Annotated in this window: 12 protein-coding genes; 7 read left to right on the forward strand and 5 right to left on the reverse strand. The window is 32.6% G+C overall.

Annotated elements, in window-relative coordinates:
* Window positions 1–78: 78 nt before the first annotated feature.
* Both ACKVOV_RS09185 and ACKVOV_RS09190 read right to left on the reverse strand, forming a co-directional pair.
* On the reverse strand, window positions 79–1,230 hold the full coding sequence (locus ACKVOV_RS09185; RefSeq protein ID WP_409206463.1) for a glycosyltransferase family 2 protein: 1,152 nt from the start codon (window positions 1,228–1,230) through the stop codon (window positions 79–81).
* Between the two features lie 75 nt (window positions 1,231–1,305).
* Complete coding sequence (locus ACKVOV_RS09190; protein ID WP_409206464.1) at window positions 1,306–1,818, reverse strand: DUF4833 domain-containing protein; 513 nt, start codon at window positions 1,816–1,818, stop codon at window positions 1,306–1,308.
* A gap of 122 nt (window positions 1,819–1,940) precedes the next feature.
* On the opposite strand from ACKVOV_RS09190, the gene ACKVOV_RS09195 reads away from it, so the two are divergent.
* On the forward strand, window positions 1,941–3,803 hold the full coding sequence (locus tag ACKVOV_RS09195) for an ABC-F family ATP-binding cassette domain-containing protein (RefSeq protein ID WP_409206465.1): 1,863 nt from the start codon (window positions 1,941–1,943) through the stop codon (window positions 3,801–3,803).
* 96 nt (window positions 3,804–3,899) lie between these two features.
* On the opposite strand, the gene ACKVOV_RS09200 is transcribed toward ACKVOV_RS09195, so the two are convergent.
* Window positions 3,900–5,447 carry an SDR family NAD(P)-dependent oxidoreductase gene (locus tag ACKVOV_RS09200; RefSeq protein WP_409206466.1) on the reverse strand — a complete coding sequence of 516 codons (1,548 nt, stop codon included), beginning with the start codon at window positions 5,445–5,447 and terminating at the stop codon, window positions 3,900–3,902.
* Between the two features lie 93 nt (window positions 5,448–5,540).
* Here ACKVOV_RS09200 and ACKVOV_RS09205 point away from each other — a divergent pair, with 93 nt between their 5' ends.
* Window positions 5,541–6,347 (forward strand): O-methyltransferase, encoded by an 807-nt coding sequence (locus tag ACKVOV_RS09205; protein WP_409206467.1) that lies wholly within the window; start codon window positions 5,541–5,543, stop codon window positions 6,345–6,347.
* Between the two features lie 21 nt (window positions 6,348–6,368).
* Here the strand turns inward: ACKVOV_RS09205 and ACKVOV_RS09210 are convergent, their stop codons facing one another.
* The gene (locus ACKVOV_RS09210; protein ID WP_409206468.1) at window positions 6,369–8,057 is read right to left on the reverse strand and encodes a DUF6029 family protein; all 1,689 of its coding nucleotides are present in this window, start codon (window positions 8,055–8,057) and stop codon (window positions 6,369–6,371) included.
* Between the two features lie 9 nt (window positions 8,058–8,066).
* On the reverse strand, window positions 8,067–8,540 hold the full coding sequence (locus ACKVOV_RS09215; protein WP_409206469.1) for a TlpA family protein disulfide reductase: 474 nt from the start codon (window positions 8,538–8,540) through the stop codon (window positions 8,067–8,069).
* 119 nt (window positions 8,541–8,659) lie between these two features.
* Here ACKVOV_RS09215 and ACKVOV_RS09220 point away from each other — a divergent pair, with 119 nt between their 5' ends.
* The 5 genes from ACKVOV_RS09220 to secA all read left to right on the forward strand — a co-directional run bounded on the left by ACKVOV_RS09220 (window position 8,660) and on the right by secA (window position 15,072).
* Complete coding sequence (locus ACKVOV_RS09220; protein WP_409206470.1) at window positions 8,660–9,481, forward strand: Omp28-related outer membrane protein; 822 nt, start codon at window positions 8,660–8,662, stop codon at window positions 9,479–9,481.
* Window positions 9,482–9,852: 371 nt separating this feature from the next.
* A complete protein-coding gene (locus ACKVOV_RS09225) occupies window positions 9,853–10,539 on the forward strand; it encodes an ABC transporter ATP-binding protein (protein WP_409206471.1) in 687 nt (228 codons plus the stop codon).
* 70 nt (window positions 10,540–10,609) lie between these two features.
* Window positions 10,610–11,179 (forward strand): cob(I)yrinic acid a,c-diamide adenosyltransferase, encoded by a 570-nt coding sequence (locus ACKVOV_RS09230; RefSeq protein WP_409206472.1) that lies wholly within the window; start codon window positions 10,610–10,612, stop codon window positions 11,177–11,179.
* A gap of 244 nt (window positions 11,180–11,423) precedes the next feature.
* Window positions 11,424–11,645, forward strand: coding sequence for a DUF2795 domain-containing protein (locus ACKVOV_RS09235; RefSeq protein WP_011962743.1), 222 nt, complete (start codon window positions 11,424–11,426; stop codon window positions 11,643–11,645).
* A gap of 76 nt (window positions 11,646–11,721) precedes the next feature.
* On the forward strand, window positions 11,722–15,072 hold the full coding sequence (secA, locus tag ACKVOV_RS09240) for a preprotein translocase subunit SecA (RefSeq protein WP_409206473.1): 3,351 nt from the start codon (window positions 11,722–11,724) through the stop codon (window positions 15,070–15,072).
* The last annotated feature ends 33 nt before the right edge of the window (window positions 15,073–15,105 follow it).

Below are 15,105 nucleotides of genomic sequence, written 5' to 3' on the forward strand. Positions count from 1 at the left end.
GCAAAAATAATAAATTTAACACGAATTACACGAATTAATTTTATATCACAGAGAGATAGGTTAAAAAAAATACTTTTTTCAAACCTTAACAATCATACCTCTATCCTGATTACTGTTACTACCAATAAGAAAATCAGTCTTTTGCAGAAGTATTTTGAAGGTGATTTTTTTATTTTTAATTAATCGCATTGTTTGAATTATTTTTACAAAATCGACATAATTATTATCAAAAACAATTTCAATATTGTTTTTTTTAATTAAAAATTGCGAATAATCTATTTTTTCAATGTTATTTCTTTGAAGAAATACTTCAGTTTTTAACTGAAACTCTAGTTTTTCTCTCAACGTTTCGTTATCGGACATTAAAACATATTTATCTGGTGCTACTCTTGTCTTTTGCTTGCCTTGAAACATCTTGATAAATGAGAAAAAAAGGATTCCTATTTTCATAAATAGAGAAAAGAAAACCGACACTTTAAAATGTTTTTTATAAAAGAAATTCATTGCTTCCTGAAAGCGTTTCATATACGTTCCGTCTTTTATCGTGCTCTCTCCTTTGTAGTGAATTACAGTTGTTTCGTGAAAATAATAATTCGATTTTCCATTTTGCAAAACCATATAAGACAAATCGATATCATCAGAATACATGAAACAATTTTCATCGAAACCGCCAACTTCGAGATACAATTTTCGTTTCATAACCATAAATGCACCAACCAGAATATCAACTTTTCCCGTTTCATTTTCCTGCAAATGTTGTGCATAATATTTTCCGAAGTAATTTGAAAATTTATACAAACCAAAAATTTTAGTAAATGCTACAAACGGAGTTGGAACTCCTCGTTTGCTTTCCGGCAAGAAATTCCCAGTTCCGTCTATAAGTTTGCAACCTACAATTCCTAAGTTTTTTTGCCTTTCGGCGAAAGCCAAAATTTTTGTAAAAGTATCTTCGGCAACAACTGTATCTGGATTAAGAATACAAATATATTCACCTTTTGCCTGAGCAACTCCTATATTATTTCCTTTTGGAAAACCTGAATTTTCTTTGTTTTCGATGAGTTTCACGTTAGGAAAACGTTGTTTCATCATAAGACAACTGTCATCGGACGAATTATTATCTACTACAATAATTTCTCCATCGATAGTTTCGAGTGCTTTTTGAACACTTAAAACGCAAAGTTCGAGAAAGTAACGAACATTGTAATTAAGGATAATGACGGATAATTGCATTGGACAAATATAATATGAAAAAGAATTAATTTTAAAATTAGAATAAAAGAAGGTTCATTTTAATTTTTTATATAGCTATAATTTTTTCGTTATTACCACATTACCGTCCTGATTATGTCCGTAAAAATTAATGAATTTTATCTCAGGCTTAATAGATTTTGATTCAACCATAGCAATATAAATTTTTTTGAGAATTATTTTTTTTCCATTAACTGTTGTTTTTACCTGAGGTTTCCCTTTCGAATCTAATCCGAGATAAAATTTGTTATCTGGAAAAGAAACCAAACTAAACTCAAAATGATTTTCCTTGATTTTCTTAAAATCAACACCATAAGCAACTTTTCGCTGCAAGTGAGTGAGTTCTTCTTTAGCTCCTCCTTTTGTATATACAATTCTATAAATTTTGATTGGTTCAATAGTATCAATTTTTTTATCACTTATAAAGTTAATATCATATACAAACGTATTATGATTATCACTATGTTGGATATAAAATAATCGATCGGCCGTCTCAGGAGGAGTTGGATAACCTTTCTGAGCATAACTTGCAATACTAATAAAAAGCAGAAAAAAGAATATTTTTTTCATTTCGTTTTATAAAATTTTTGATTTTTTACGAAGATAATCAATATCCTGTAATGTAGTGATTAAAATATTTTGGCAAAACTTGTTTCGTTTAAAAACATTACTTTTGCAAAAAATTTAGTATTGTGAATTACCTTTCTGTTGAAAATATCTCCAAATCTTTTGGCGAACGAACTTTGTTTGATAAAATTTCTTTTGGAATAAACAAAGACCAAAAAATTGCTTTCATTGCCAAAAATGGTTCTGGAAAAACCACTATCATGAATATCCTGAATGGTATTGATGATCCTGATACGGGGCAAGTTGTGATTCGTAAGGATATTCGCATGGCTTTTTTGTCTCAAAATCATAATTTACAAGACGAATTAACGATTGAAGAAAGCATTTTCGCTTCAGATAATGAGACACTTAAAATAATTGAAGCTTATGAAAAAGCATTAGAAAATCCAGAAGACGAAGAAGCTTATCAAAAAGCTTTCGACGGAATGGACCAACACAATGCTTGGGATTTTGAAACACAATACAAGCAAATTTTATTTAAACTAAAGTTAGAAGACTTTAAACTGAAAGTAAAAAATCTTTCGGGTGGTCAGAAAAAACGTTTGTCACTGGCTATTATTCTGATTAATCGTCCTGATCTATTAATTCTTGACGAACCTACGAATCACTTGGATTTAGAGATGATTGAATGGTTAGAAAGTTATTTTGCCAAAGAAAATATTACTTTGTTTATGGTAACGCACGACCGTTTTTTCTTAGAACGTGTATGTAACGAAATTATCGAATTAGACAATGGGAAATTATATCAATACAAAGGAAATTACTCCTATTATTTAGAAAAGAAAGAAGAACGTCTTACTTCTGAAAATGCTAGTGTAGACAAAGCCCAAAACTTGTTTGTAAAAGAATTGGCCTGGATGCGTCGCCAACCAAAAGCAAGAACAACTAAATCTAAATCACGACAAGATGACTTTTATGTTATTAAAGAAAAAGCCGAAAGTCGCCGAAGAGAAAATGTAGTTGAATTAGAGATTAATATGGAACGTATGGGAAGCAAGATTATCGAGCTTCACAAAGTTTCTAAAAAGTTTAATGATAAAGTCATTTTAGATGAATTTACTTTCGATTTTCAGCGTGGTGCCAGAATTGGTATCATTGGAAAAAATGGAACTGGAAAATCTACTTTTTTAAATTTACTAACCAGTACAATACCCGCAGATAGTGGAAAAGTAGTAGTAGGAGATACTATAAAAATTGGTTATTACACGCAAAGTGGCATCAATCCTAAACCAGGACAACGTGTTATCGATATTATAAAAGAATACGGAGAATATATTCCACTTACGAAAGGGAAAATAATATCTGCCTCACAATTGTTAGAACGTTTTCTTTTTGACAGCAAAAAACAATACGATTATGTCGAAAAATTAAGTGGTGGTGAGCTAAAACGTTTGTATTTGTGCACGGTTTTAATTCAGAATCCTAACTTTTTGATTCTCGATGAGCCAACAAATGATTTAGATATTGTCACATTAAATGTTTTGGAAAGTTTCCTTCTTGATTATCCTGGCTGTTTGCTTGTGGTTTCTCACGACCGTTATTTTATGGATAAAATTGTAGATCACTTATTTGTTTTTCGTGGCGAAGGAGAAATTGAAAATTTCCCAGGGAATTATTCCGATTTCCGTGCTTATGAAGACAGTGCCGATGTGGCTCAGAAAGAAGAAAACAAAGCCGAAAAGAAAGATTGGAAACAAAACAATCCGACAGGAAATTTGACTTTCAATGAGCAAAAGGAATATCAAAAAATAGAAAAAGAAATTAAAGACTTAGAAGTTCAAAAAATCGCCATCGAGCAATTATTTTCTGACGGAAAAGTCACTGATGCTGATATTTCTGCTAAAGCAAAAGAGTTAGAAAATATCATTAATAAAATGGAAGATAAGGAAGAGCGTTGGTTTGAATTATCTGCAAAAATTGAAGGGTAAAATACGTATCTGTTAGAGAATCTTTCCTAATTAAACAAAATCGAAACCACTACAACTCAAATCCAGTAGTCGTTTTGTTTTATAAACATATCATTTCTACCAAGCAATCGGATTATAATCTTTCAAAAACTTTCCGCACCAGTGTTTGCCAGTATTAATACCATCAAATAGCGGATCCATAACTCGTGCAGCTCCATCTACAATGTCTAAAGGCGGTTGAAAATCTTGTTCTTCTTGCTTCTTTCTGGCTAATTCAGCTGGATCTTCGTCGGTTACCCAACCCGTGTCAACTGCATTCATAAAAATGCCGTCTTTAGCCAAAGTTCCTGCAGCAGTATGAGTAAGCATGTTTAAAGCGGCTTTCGCCATATTGGTATGTGGGTGGCGATCTTCCTTGAAATCACGGTAAAATTTGCCTTCCATCGCCGATACATTAATAATGTGCTTTTTGCCCGTATTGTCTTTCTTCATCACTTCCGAAAGACGATTGCACAATACAAAAGGTGCCACCGAATTCACGAGTTGTACTTCTATCATTTCGGTAGTTTCTATTTGTCCTAATTTCAATCGCCAACTGTTTACTTTTCGTAAATCAACTTGTTGCAAATCGGCATCAAGCTCTCCTTCTGGAAAAACTTCATTTGCTACCAATGCATTATCAAAACTATAAGGAATCTGAGATAATTTGGCGGAAGCCCGCAACCCAATTCCAGGTTCAGGACCATGCCAAGTTACTGGCATATTCTGATTGGAAGATGCTCCTATTGTTAGTACTTTTAGTTCCTCTAAACAATTAGTATGATCTAGTAATAGTTCCTGTACTTGTTTGGTCAACGATGTAACTTGTCGTTCCTCATTTTCTATCAGATGGGTATAAAAACCAGCAGGACGTCTTACGGTTTGCGCTGCATTATTAATTAGAATATCCAAACGTTCGTATTTTTGCTCTATAAAATTGCAGAAAATTTCCACACTCGGAATATGTCGCAAATCCAATCCGTGAATTTTTAAACGATGTCCCCATTCCATGAAATCATCTTCTTTAGAAAAACGCAAAGCAGAATCTACGGGAAAACGAGTTGTAGCAATAACAGTTGCTCCACCGCGTAAAAGCATCAAAGCGATATGATAACCAATTTTTAATCTAGAACCCGTAATTACGGCAATTTGCCCTTTTACATCTGCGCTTTGAAAACGTTTGGCGTAATTAAAATCACCACAATCGGGACACATAGTGTCATAAAAATGATGTATTTTAGTAAACGCCGTTTTACAAACGTAACAATTTCTAGGTATTTCTAATTCCAATTGTTCTTTGAGTTCGAGATCGTTAAAAGCCAACAGTTTTGGTGCTACAAAAATATTTGCTTCACGAGCAGAACGAATTCCTGTTTCTTTTCGAGCAGTTTTATCTTTTGTTTCCATTTTACGTTTAGCTAAAGCTTTCCCATCTTTTTTTCTACGGGAAAACTCCTCTCGATCTGGTCTTGAAAACTGACCAGCGGCTTTAATTAAAGCTGTTCGTTGTCCTATAGGAATTTCAAAAATTTGATCTGTATTTGCATTTAATTGTGCCAAAATAGCAACGCATCGATCAATTTCTTCTGAAGTTATTATGCACTTATTATTTATTTCTTCGTTCATTAGTCTCTAAAAATCAAGATGGCAAATATAAGACATACTGTGTCCAACTCTCGCTTTAATCTTTGTATCTTCGCACCTATTTTTTGCTTTTTTATGTTATTTCAAATAAAATCCTACTTAAAATTCCTTTGGAACTCTAAAAACGAACATGGAGTACATTCTCCATTTGTATTCGATTTGGTTACCAAATGTTTTTATGATAAATCTTCAAAACCAGAATATTTACTTTTAAAAAATTATAGAAACTCACTTTTAGAAAATAAAAATACTATTGAAGTGACGGATTTCGGAGCTGGTTCGAGAGTTTTTAAATCTAATACACGCCAAATAGCTAAAATTGCAAAAACAGCTGGAATTTCTAAGAAAAGAAGCCAATTATTGTTTCGAATTGTTCAATATTTTCAACCTACAACAATTTTAGAGATAGGAACTTCTTTAGGATTAGCTACTTCTGCCCTATCTTTAGGAAACTCAAAATCTAAGATTATTACTTTAGAAGGTTGTCCAATGACAATGGCGACAGCAAAAAATCAATTGCAATCTCAAAGCTTCAAAAATATTGAATTTGTAAATACCGAATTTGAAAATTATTTAAAAAATCATCACATAAGCTTTAGCGAACTGGCGGAACAATTACCAATTATTAATTGTCAATTAATTTACTTCGATGGTAACCATTCTAAAAAAGCAACTTTAGATTATTTCGAACTTTTATTACCCACAATAACAAACGATTCTGTTTGGATTTTTGATGATATCCATTGGTCACAAGATATGGAAGATGCTTGGGAAATCATAAAAGAAAACCCCAAAGTAACTGTAACAATCGACACGTTTCAATGGGGCTTTGTATTCTTTAGAATGGAACAGGAAAAAGAGCATTTTGTGATTAGAACCTAATACCTTCCAATTCAATTTATTTTAAAAAGCTGTACTTATAGATAAAGAAAGTCCTGTACTTTCAGGAACGAATCGGCAAACTCCACCAACACAAAGCAAACCGCCACGTTGTCTTCCATAGTTTAAAGCTACTCTGGTTGAATTTTGTCTGAACGCCGAGCCAATGTTATAATAATGCTTCCTTTTTTCTACATGATCATTACCATAATTATACAAATCAGAGCAATAGAAAGACCATTTTTTGTTGGCATTAAATTCTAAAGTTCCAGCCACCCAGTTCTTTTTATCAGAATCAGCCCACATATGCTCTCCTAAAAGCCTTATCGATTTAACTTCCATAAACGCATAAGTAACTTCTGCAGAAACAATATTTGTTTTTACTAAACCTGAAGTTTCTTCAATGAATTTCTTATTATAATATTGATTGATGTAAGTTAAAATAGTATGCCATTTGTCACTGATTTTTTTATCTATTTCAATGTTATAATCTGAAAAATATTTTTCTCCGAAACCAAGGAAATCTGTTTTATAATCTCTAGGGTCCGCGAAAGAATATAAACCGCTTAATCCATACCAATTTGATGCATTAAAAGAAACTTTAGTTCCATTTTTACCTCCCAAAGCAGACTCTTTTTTGAAATTGTAAAATACATCTACCTGCCCTCCTATTTCACCCGATTTTAACAAACCTTCATCTGGAAATGAAACTCCAGCCTGTGCCTGATAAACATAGATATTCGCTAGACTATTGTGATGCTGTTTCGTCAGACTAGGAATAAAATTCATGATTTTATCATTATAAAGATTCCCTTTTGCTGCTCTTTCTGAGAAGAAAGTCATATTTTCCAATCTTCTGAAAGTAGCATCAACTCCGAATCCTTTTTTAGAATAGCCCATATTTAGCAAAAAGGCGCTTCCAGGTTTTACAAAATCATTTTCAATTTTCTGAACTTCAACAACGGCATCTTCTGATTTGAAATCATATTCAGAAGAAAGATAAAATGCATTATGGGAAAAACTGATTCGTCCTGAAAAAACGTTAGTTAAAGATTCAAAATTAGGGTTTACAATTCCGGTTACTTCATCTCTTCCAACATAACTGAAACCTAAAGTCAGATCTGAAGATTCAATTTTAAACATATCGGAAATTCCAATTTCAGAATTAAAACCAAATATATCGGCATTAGCAACATCGAAACCACTTTTTTGCTGACCATAAAGTCCAGTAAATGCTAAGTAACTAACTGGTTTATATATAATCCTTCCTCCTCTTAGGGCATTATTAATCCCTAACGCCCTGTCTTCCCAGCTTCTTAGGACTAAACCACTACCGAATTGCTCATAAAAATAACCTGCGGTAACATCTAACTTATCCGATTTGTATTGAATAAAACAAGTCGAAACGTTGGTTTTTTCATATTTTGGATTGTAGTTTAACAGCGCATTAGGCTCGTAAGCTTCTCCTTGAATACCCACAGTCCATCTTTTATAGTTATAATTTAAAAACAGATAATTGTTAGATCTAAAAGAGTCTTCCGGATGTGCAATATGCAGGTTTTTATCGTTAAGATACCATTGAGAATTGGATTCAAAACCACCAAAAACTCTACCGTAGTCTTTTTTAGGTTCTTGAGGCTGTTCTTGTGTTTGTTCCTGTGCGTAAAATACTGTAGATAGTAAAACCAATAGTAAGGTTAAATAATTTTTCATGTGTGGGATTTATAGTGTTTTAAGTTTTTCGTACAAATCTTTCTCCCCACCCGGAACATAACCATTTTGAATGTATACAATTTTTTTATTTTTAACTACGATAGTATAAGGAACATTGGCAATAGACATAGCTCTTTTAAAATCCTGATTGGTATCCAACAGCACATTATAGTTCCATTCTTTTCCTTTAACCAATGGTTTTACTCTTTTTTGTGTACGAGAATCATCAGTAGCAACGGCAACAATCTCTACATTAATATTTTTTTTCCATTCCTCTTGTAAATCATTCATTTCATCTAATTCATTTACACATGGTCCGCACCATGTAGCCCAGAAAGAAAAAATATAAATTTTATCATTCTCTTTAAAATCGTTCTTTAATGAAATTGTTTTTCCTTCAATATTTTGAAGACTAATATTTGGCAATTCTTGTGAAAACACATTAATGCTAACAAAGAAGGCAATTAGATATAGATTTTTCATGATTTGTGTTTTTTTTTTGCAAATAAACTATTTTTTTCTAATATAACTTGTCTATAAATTGAAAAAAAAGTTTTTTATTTGCGTAATTAATTACAAAATCTCAACTAAACTTAAAAATTATGAAAAAAATCAAATTACACCTTTTTGCCTTAGTGGTCATTTTAGCATCTTCATGTAGTAAAGATGATAATGCTTCAGTTACATCACCTACTCCTATTGCTTTTGTAGACGAAGCTCCAGTATCTGGAAAGTTTACAAAAAATGTTTTAATAGAAGATTATACCGGAACATGGTGTGGATGGTGTCCTAGAGTTGCTTATAGCATTGGAAAAGTAGAAGAGGTTACAACAAGATCTGTTGCAGTTGCATTTCACGGAGGATCTTCAACAGAACCAATGAAATATACTGGTACTTTAGCGGCTACTATTGCAGGTTATCCTACTGCAATGTTAAACAGAACAACAGAATGGAATTATCCTGAAAATGCAAATATTACTCAAGCAAAAAACTTGTCAAGAAATAATGTTGGATTAGGATTAGCAATGAACTCTACTGTAACAGGTGGAAATATAAATCTTGATGTTAATATCAAATTTGTTGATAATTATACAAATGTCAAATTAGTAGTTTATGCATTAGAAGATAACTTAATTTACGATCAAACAAATTACACTTCATTTTACGGAGGAGTTAGTACTATAGCTGGTTTCAGACATGACAATGTTGTTAGACAAGTATTTACAAGTGTTACTGGTGATGCATTAACAGGAACAACTGCAAACCAAACGGTAACTAAAAACTTTACAGTATCGGTACCTTCTAATATTACAAATGTAGTAAATATGCATTTTGTCGCTTTTGTTATTGGAGCAGATGGAGCTGCTATAAATGTTAGAAAATCAGCTACAAATATCAATCAACCATTTGAGCAAAACCCATAATATCCTTAATATAAAAAATTTAAATGTCCTTAAAAGATGGTATTCTTTTAAGGATTTTTTTTTATTAAGAAATAAAAAAAATCGCTGTTACTAACTCCCATTTTTCGCATAAAATAATAGTTAACCTATGATTGTTCTTTCGCTTTTGAATTTTCATCTAATTTAGCACTCATTCTATTCAGTAATATACATTTGGAGCAAATTTCACTTTCTTAATAATATTTCACTTTTTAATTAGCAAAAATTATCACTAATCTGAAGTCTACTCTTAAGTAATTTCATCCAATTACTATACAATTCATAATTCATCAATATATTTGTAACATTGTACCTTTTATTCGTACTAATTACAACAACGTAAATTACTTAAAATGGCAAATCCATTAATCAAAATAACCGATATTAAACGAGATTTCGTTCTTGGTACTGAAATTATCAATGTTCTAAAAGGTATCGATTTAGAAATAAACAAAGGAGAATATGTCGCGCTCATGGGACCATCAGGTTCAGGAAAATCAACATTAATGAATATTTTGGGTTGTTTAGACACACCTACTTCTGGAAGTTACATTCTAAATGGAAATGATGTAAGTCAGATGCATGACGATGATCTAGCTGAAATTCGAAATAAAGAAATTGGTTTTGTTTTTCAAACATTTAATCTTTTACCAAGAACAACCGCTTTAGATAACGTAGCACTGCCTATGATTTACGCAGGATTCTCAAAAGGAGAACGTAATGTTCGTGCGACCGAAGTATTAAATCAAGTCAATCTAGGAGATAGGATGGATCATCAACCCAACCAACTTTCAGGTGGACAAAGGCAAAGAGTAGCGATAGCTAGAGCACTAGTGAACAAACCCTCTATTATTCTTGCCGACGAACCAACAGGAAATCTAGATAGTAAAACTTCAGTTGAAATCATGAAACTTTTTGCAGATATTCATAAACAAGGTAATACTGTTATATTAGTTACCCACGAAGAAGAAATTGCGGCTTATGCAAATAGAGTTATTCGTCTAAGAGACGGAATGATTGAAAGTGACACTACAAAATAATTTTAGAATAAGACTTTAGATTGTTATATAGCAATCCTAAATCCTAAATCTGAAATCTGAAATCAAGAAAATGAAAGTATATACAAAAACTGGAGATTCAGGAACCACAGCCCTTTTTGGTGGCACACGTGTTCCTAAAGACCATATTCGAATTGAAAGTTATGGTACTGTAGACGAATTAAATTCATATATTGGATTAATTCGTGATCAAGAAATAAACCAACATTATAAAGACATCCTTATTGAAGTTCAAGATCGATTATTTACCGTTGGAGCAATTCTTGCAACGCCACCCGAAAAAGAAGTCATGAAGAATGGAGAACTACGTCTTCAAAAACTGGGAATCATAGAAAGTGATATCGAATTATTAGAAAACGAAATCGATACTATGGAAGATTCTCTTCCACAAATGACACATTTTGTCCTTCCAGGCGGACATACTACTGTGTCATATTGTCACATTGCTCGTTGTGTTTGCCGTCGTGCCGAACGATTAGCTGTACATTTAAGCCATAATGAACCTGTTGCTGACATAACAATTAAGTATTTGAACCGACTTTCTGACTACCTTTTTGTCTTGGCACGAAAGTTGTCCCACGATTTAAACGCTGACGAAGTACAATGGATTCCGCGTAAATAGTTTTTCAAGCTATTTCCTGCTATCCGTTACAATCTTTTTCAATTGCGACAATTTTTGTAAAAACAAAAAAGAGTTCCTTATGTCACTTTTTTTATTTAACAAAAATAAGCTTCAATTATTAAAAGGATTTTCACTTCTATCAGGGCTAAAAATCACGTTCTTAACTTTATTTAAAAATAAATCAAAAAAAACTTGATTTTTTCAGTAGAAAAATTATTTTTGCATTAAATTAAAATTCAACAAAATGTATTGGACATTAGAATTAGCATCTTATTTAAGTGATGCACCTTGGCCTGCTACCAAAGACGAATTAATCGACTACGCTATACGAACTGGAGCTCCTTTAGAAGTTGTAGAAAATCTACAATCTATCGAAGACGAAGATGAAACGTACGAATCGATGGAGGAAATTTGGCCTGATTATCCAACCGACGAAGATTATCTTTGGAACGAGGATGAATATTAGAAATAAAAGCTATTAAAAAAGTCTCTACAAGAGACTTTTTTTTGGTTAATTATATAAAATTATAAACAGAATTATTATGAGTTTCATAAACAATATATTAAAAGTATTTGTAGGCGACAAATCTCAAAAAGACGTCAAGGCGATTCAACCTATCATAGCTAAAATTAGAGCTTTAGAAAGTAGTTTAAGTAATTTGTCTCACGACGAATTAAGAGCTAAAACGGCACATTTTAAGGAAATAATTAAAAAAGCACGTGCCGAAAAAGACAACAAAATTGAAAGTTTAAAACTCGAAGTTGAAGCCATCCAGGATATCGATGCTCGTGAAGATGTATATGCACAAATTGACGTTCTTGAAAAAGAAGCTTATGAAATTTCTGAAAAAACATTAAACGAAATTCTTCCTGAAGCTTTTGCAGTTATCAAGGAAACAGCGAAACGTTTCAAAGAAAACATACAAATTACCGTTACTGCCACTGCAAAAGACAGAGAACTTTCGGCAACAAAATCATATATCAATATTGTTGGAGACACTGCCGTTTGGGCAAATTCTTGGAGTGCTGCAGGAAAAGAAATTACTTGGGATATGATTCACTATGACGTTCAGCTTATAGGTGGAGTTGTATTGCATCAAGGAAAAATTTCTGAAATGCAAACTGGGGAAGGAAAAACCTTGGTTGCTACGCTTCCTCTTTATTTGAATGCATTAACTGGAAACGGAGTGCATTTAGTTACTGTAAATGATTACTTAGCAAAACGTGATAGCGCTTGGAAAGCACCATTATTCGAGTTTCACGGATTAATGGTAGATTGTATCGATTTACACCAACCAAATTCTGATGCACGTCGTAAAGCATACGATGCCGATATTACTTACGGAACAAATAACGAATTTGGTTTCGATTATCTTCGTGATAATATGGCACATTCGCCAGAAGATTTGGTTCAAAGAAAACACAATTTTGCAATTGTAGATGAGGTCGATTCTGTATTAATAGATGATGCTCGTACACCATTAATTATTTCTGGTCAAGTTGTAGATGGTGATCGTCATGAATTTACAGAATTGAAACCAAAAATTGAAAATTTAGTAAACATTCAACGCCAGTTGGCAAACGGATTTCTTACAGAAGCTAAACGTTTAATAAAAGAAGGAAACACTAAAGATGGTGGTTTTCAATTATTAAGAGCACACAGAGCATTACCTAAAAATAAAGCCTTAATTAAGTTTTTAAGTGAAGAAGGAATCAAAGCCCTTTTGCAAAAAACTGAAAATCAATACATGTCCGATAACAATCGTGAAATGCCAAAAGTAGATGAAGCATTATATTTTGTTATTGAAGAAAAAAATAATCAAGTAGAATTAACAGATAGTGGTATCGAAATCATGTCTAAAGATACAGAAGATACCTTCTTCGTACTACCAGACATTGGAACCGAAATTGCACGTATCGAAAAATTAAATCTTTCGGTTGAAGAACAAGGAGAGCTGAAAGAAAAATTATTTCAAGATTTTAGTGTAAAAAGTGAGCGTATTCATACCTTAACTCAACTTCTAAAAGCCTATACATTATTTGAAAAAGATACAGAATATGTATTAATGGATAATAAAGTAATGATTGTCGATGAGCAAACTGGTCGTATTATGGATGGTCGTCGTTATTCTGACGGATTACACCAAGCGATTGAAGCTAAAGAAAATGTAAAAATTGAAGATGCAACTCAAACTTATGCTACCGTAACTTTACAAAATTATTTCAGAATGTACAGCAAATTAGCTGGTATGACTGGAACAGCAGTTACTGAAGCAGGTGAACTTTGGGAAATATACAAACTAGATGTTGTAGAGATTCCTACAAACCGAGGTATGTCACGTATTGATAAAGAAGACTTAATATACCGTTCAGTTCGTGAAAAATTTAATGCAGTTATCGAAGATGTAGTGGGACTTTCTCAATCTGGAAGACCAGTTCTTATTGGTACAACATCAGTAGAAATTTCTGAATTATTAAGCCGAATGCTAAAAATGAGAAACATTCCACATAATGTTTTGAATGCAAAAATGCACAAGCAAGAAGCACAAATTGTTGAAGAAGCAGGAAAACCAGGCGTTGTAACTATTGCTACAAACATGGCAGGTCGTGGAACAGATATCAAACTTACTCCTGAAGTAAAAGCGGCTGGAGGTTTAGCAATCATTGGTACAGAACGTCACGATTCGCGTCGTGTCGATCGTCAGTTACGTGGTCGTGCAGGTCGTCAAGGTGATCCAGGAAGTTCTCAATTTTATGTATCTTTAGAAGATAACTTGATGCGTCTTTTTGGTTCTGATAGAGTTGCCAAAATCATGGACAGAATGGGATTGAAAGAAGGTGAAGTAATTCAACATTCTATGATGACCAAATCTATCGAACGTGCACAGAAAAAAGTAGAAGAAAACAATTTCGGAACTCGTAAACGATTGTTAGAATATGATGATGTTATGAATTCTCAACGTGAAGTTGTTTACAAACGTCGTCGCCACGCTTTACACGGTGAACGTCTAAAACTAGACATCGCTAATATGATGTATGATACTTGCGAAGTGATTGTAGAAAAAAATAAATTAACAGGTGATTTCAAGAATTTTGAATTCGAATTAATTAAAAATTTATCTATTACATCGCCAGTTACACAAGCAGAATTTGCTAAACTTTCTGATGTAGAATTAACAGGAAAAGCATACAAAGCAGCTTCTGAATATTACGCAGAAAAAAATATTCGTGATGCACATGAAGCATTTCCAATTATTAAAAATGTTTACGAAAATCCAGGCAATAGTTTTGAGCGTATTATAGTTCCTTTTACTGACGGTGTAAAATCTTTGAATGTAGTTACCGATTTGAAAAAAGCATACGAAAGCCAAGGAAAACAATTGGTTGCTGATTTTGAAAAAAATATCACATTAGCCATTGTTGACGATGCTTGGAAAAAACATTTACGCAAAATGGACGAGATGAAACAATCTGTTCAACTAGCAGTTCATGAACAAAAAGATCCTTTGCTTATTTATAAATTTGAAGCTTTCAAATTGTTTAAAAATATGTTAGACGGTATCAATAAAGAAGTAATTTCATTCTTATTTAAAGGAGATTTGCCACAACAACAAAATAATATTCAAGAAGCAACTCAAGTTCGTCAGAAAGAAAATTATATTGAAAGTAAAGATGAAATTCTTAACATAGAAGAGCAAGCAGAACGTAATCATGAAGCTGGACAAACACAACAACGTCAGGTTACAGAAACTATCGTTCGTGATCAACCAAAAATAAATCGTAACGACACTGTTACAATCCAGCAAGTTTCTTCAGGAAAAACAGAAGAAATGAAGTTTAAAAAAGCAGAGAGCTTATTAGCTTCTGGAGAATGGGTTTTAGTTAGTGAATAACTATTATTCTAAAAAATATTTAATCCTCAATTA

It is taken from the genome of Flavobacterium sp., assembly GCF_046153165.1.
In the GTDB taxonomy this organism is placed as follows: Bacteria; Bacteroidota; Bacteroidia; order Flavobacteriales; family Flavobacteriaceae; genus Flavobacterium.

What these genes read in the sequence shown, in the direction of transcription:
- secA (WP_409206473.1), top strand. Translation starts at nt 11,722, where the DNA reads ATGAGTTTCATAAACAATATATTAAAAGTATTTGTAGGCGACAAATCT.
- ACKVOV_RS09215 (WP_409206469.1), bottom strand. Translation starts at nt 8,540, where the DNA reads ATGAAAAATCTATATCTAATTGCCTTCTTTGTTAGCATTAATGTGTTT.
- ACKVOV_RS09190 (WP_409206464.1), bottom strand. Translation starts at nt 1,818, where the DNA reads ATGAAAAAAATATTCTTTTTTCTGCTTTTTATTAGTATTGCAAGTTAT.
- ACKVOV_RS09210 (WP_409206468.1), bottom strand. Translation starts at nt 8,057, where the DNA reads ATGAAAAATTATTTAACCTTACTATTGGTTTTACTATCTACAGTATTT.
- ACKVOV_RS09220 (WP_409206470.1), top strand. Translation starts at nt 8,660, where the DNA reads ATGAAAAAAATCAAATTACACCTTTTTGCCTTAGTGGTCATTTTAGCA.
- ACKVOV_RS09225 (WP_409206471.1), top strand. Translation starts at nt 9,853, where the DNA reads ATGGCAAATCCATTAATCAAAATAACCGATATTAAACGAGATTTCGTT.
- ACKVOV_RS09185 (WP_409206463.1), bottom strand. Translation starts at nt 1,230, where the DNA reads ATGCAATTATCCGTCATTATCCTTAATTACAATGTTCGTTACTTTCTC.
- ACKVOV_RS09200 (WP_409206466.1), bottom strand. Translation starts at nt 5,447, where the DNA reads ATGAACGAAGAAATAAATAATAAGTGCATAATAACTTCAGAAGAAATT.
- ACKVOV_RS09230 (WP_409206472.1), top strand. Translation starts at nt 10,610, where the DNA reads ATGAAAGTATATACAAAAACTGGAGATTCAGGAACCACAGCCCTTTTT.
- ACKVOV_RS09235 (WP_011962743.1), top strand. Translation starts at nt 11,424, where the DNA reads ATGTATTGGACATTAGAATTAGCATCTTATTTAAGTGATGCACCTTGG.
- ACKVOV_RS09205 (WP_409206467.1), top strand. Translation starts at nt 5,541, where the DNA reads ATGTTATTTCAAATAAAATCCTACTTAAAATTCCTTTGGAACTCTAAA.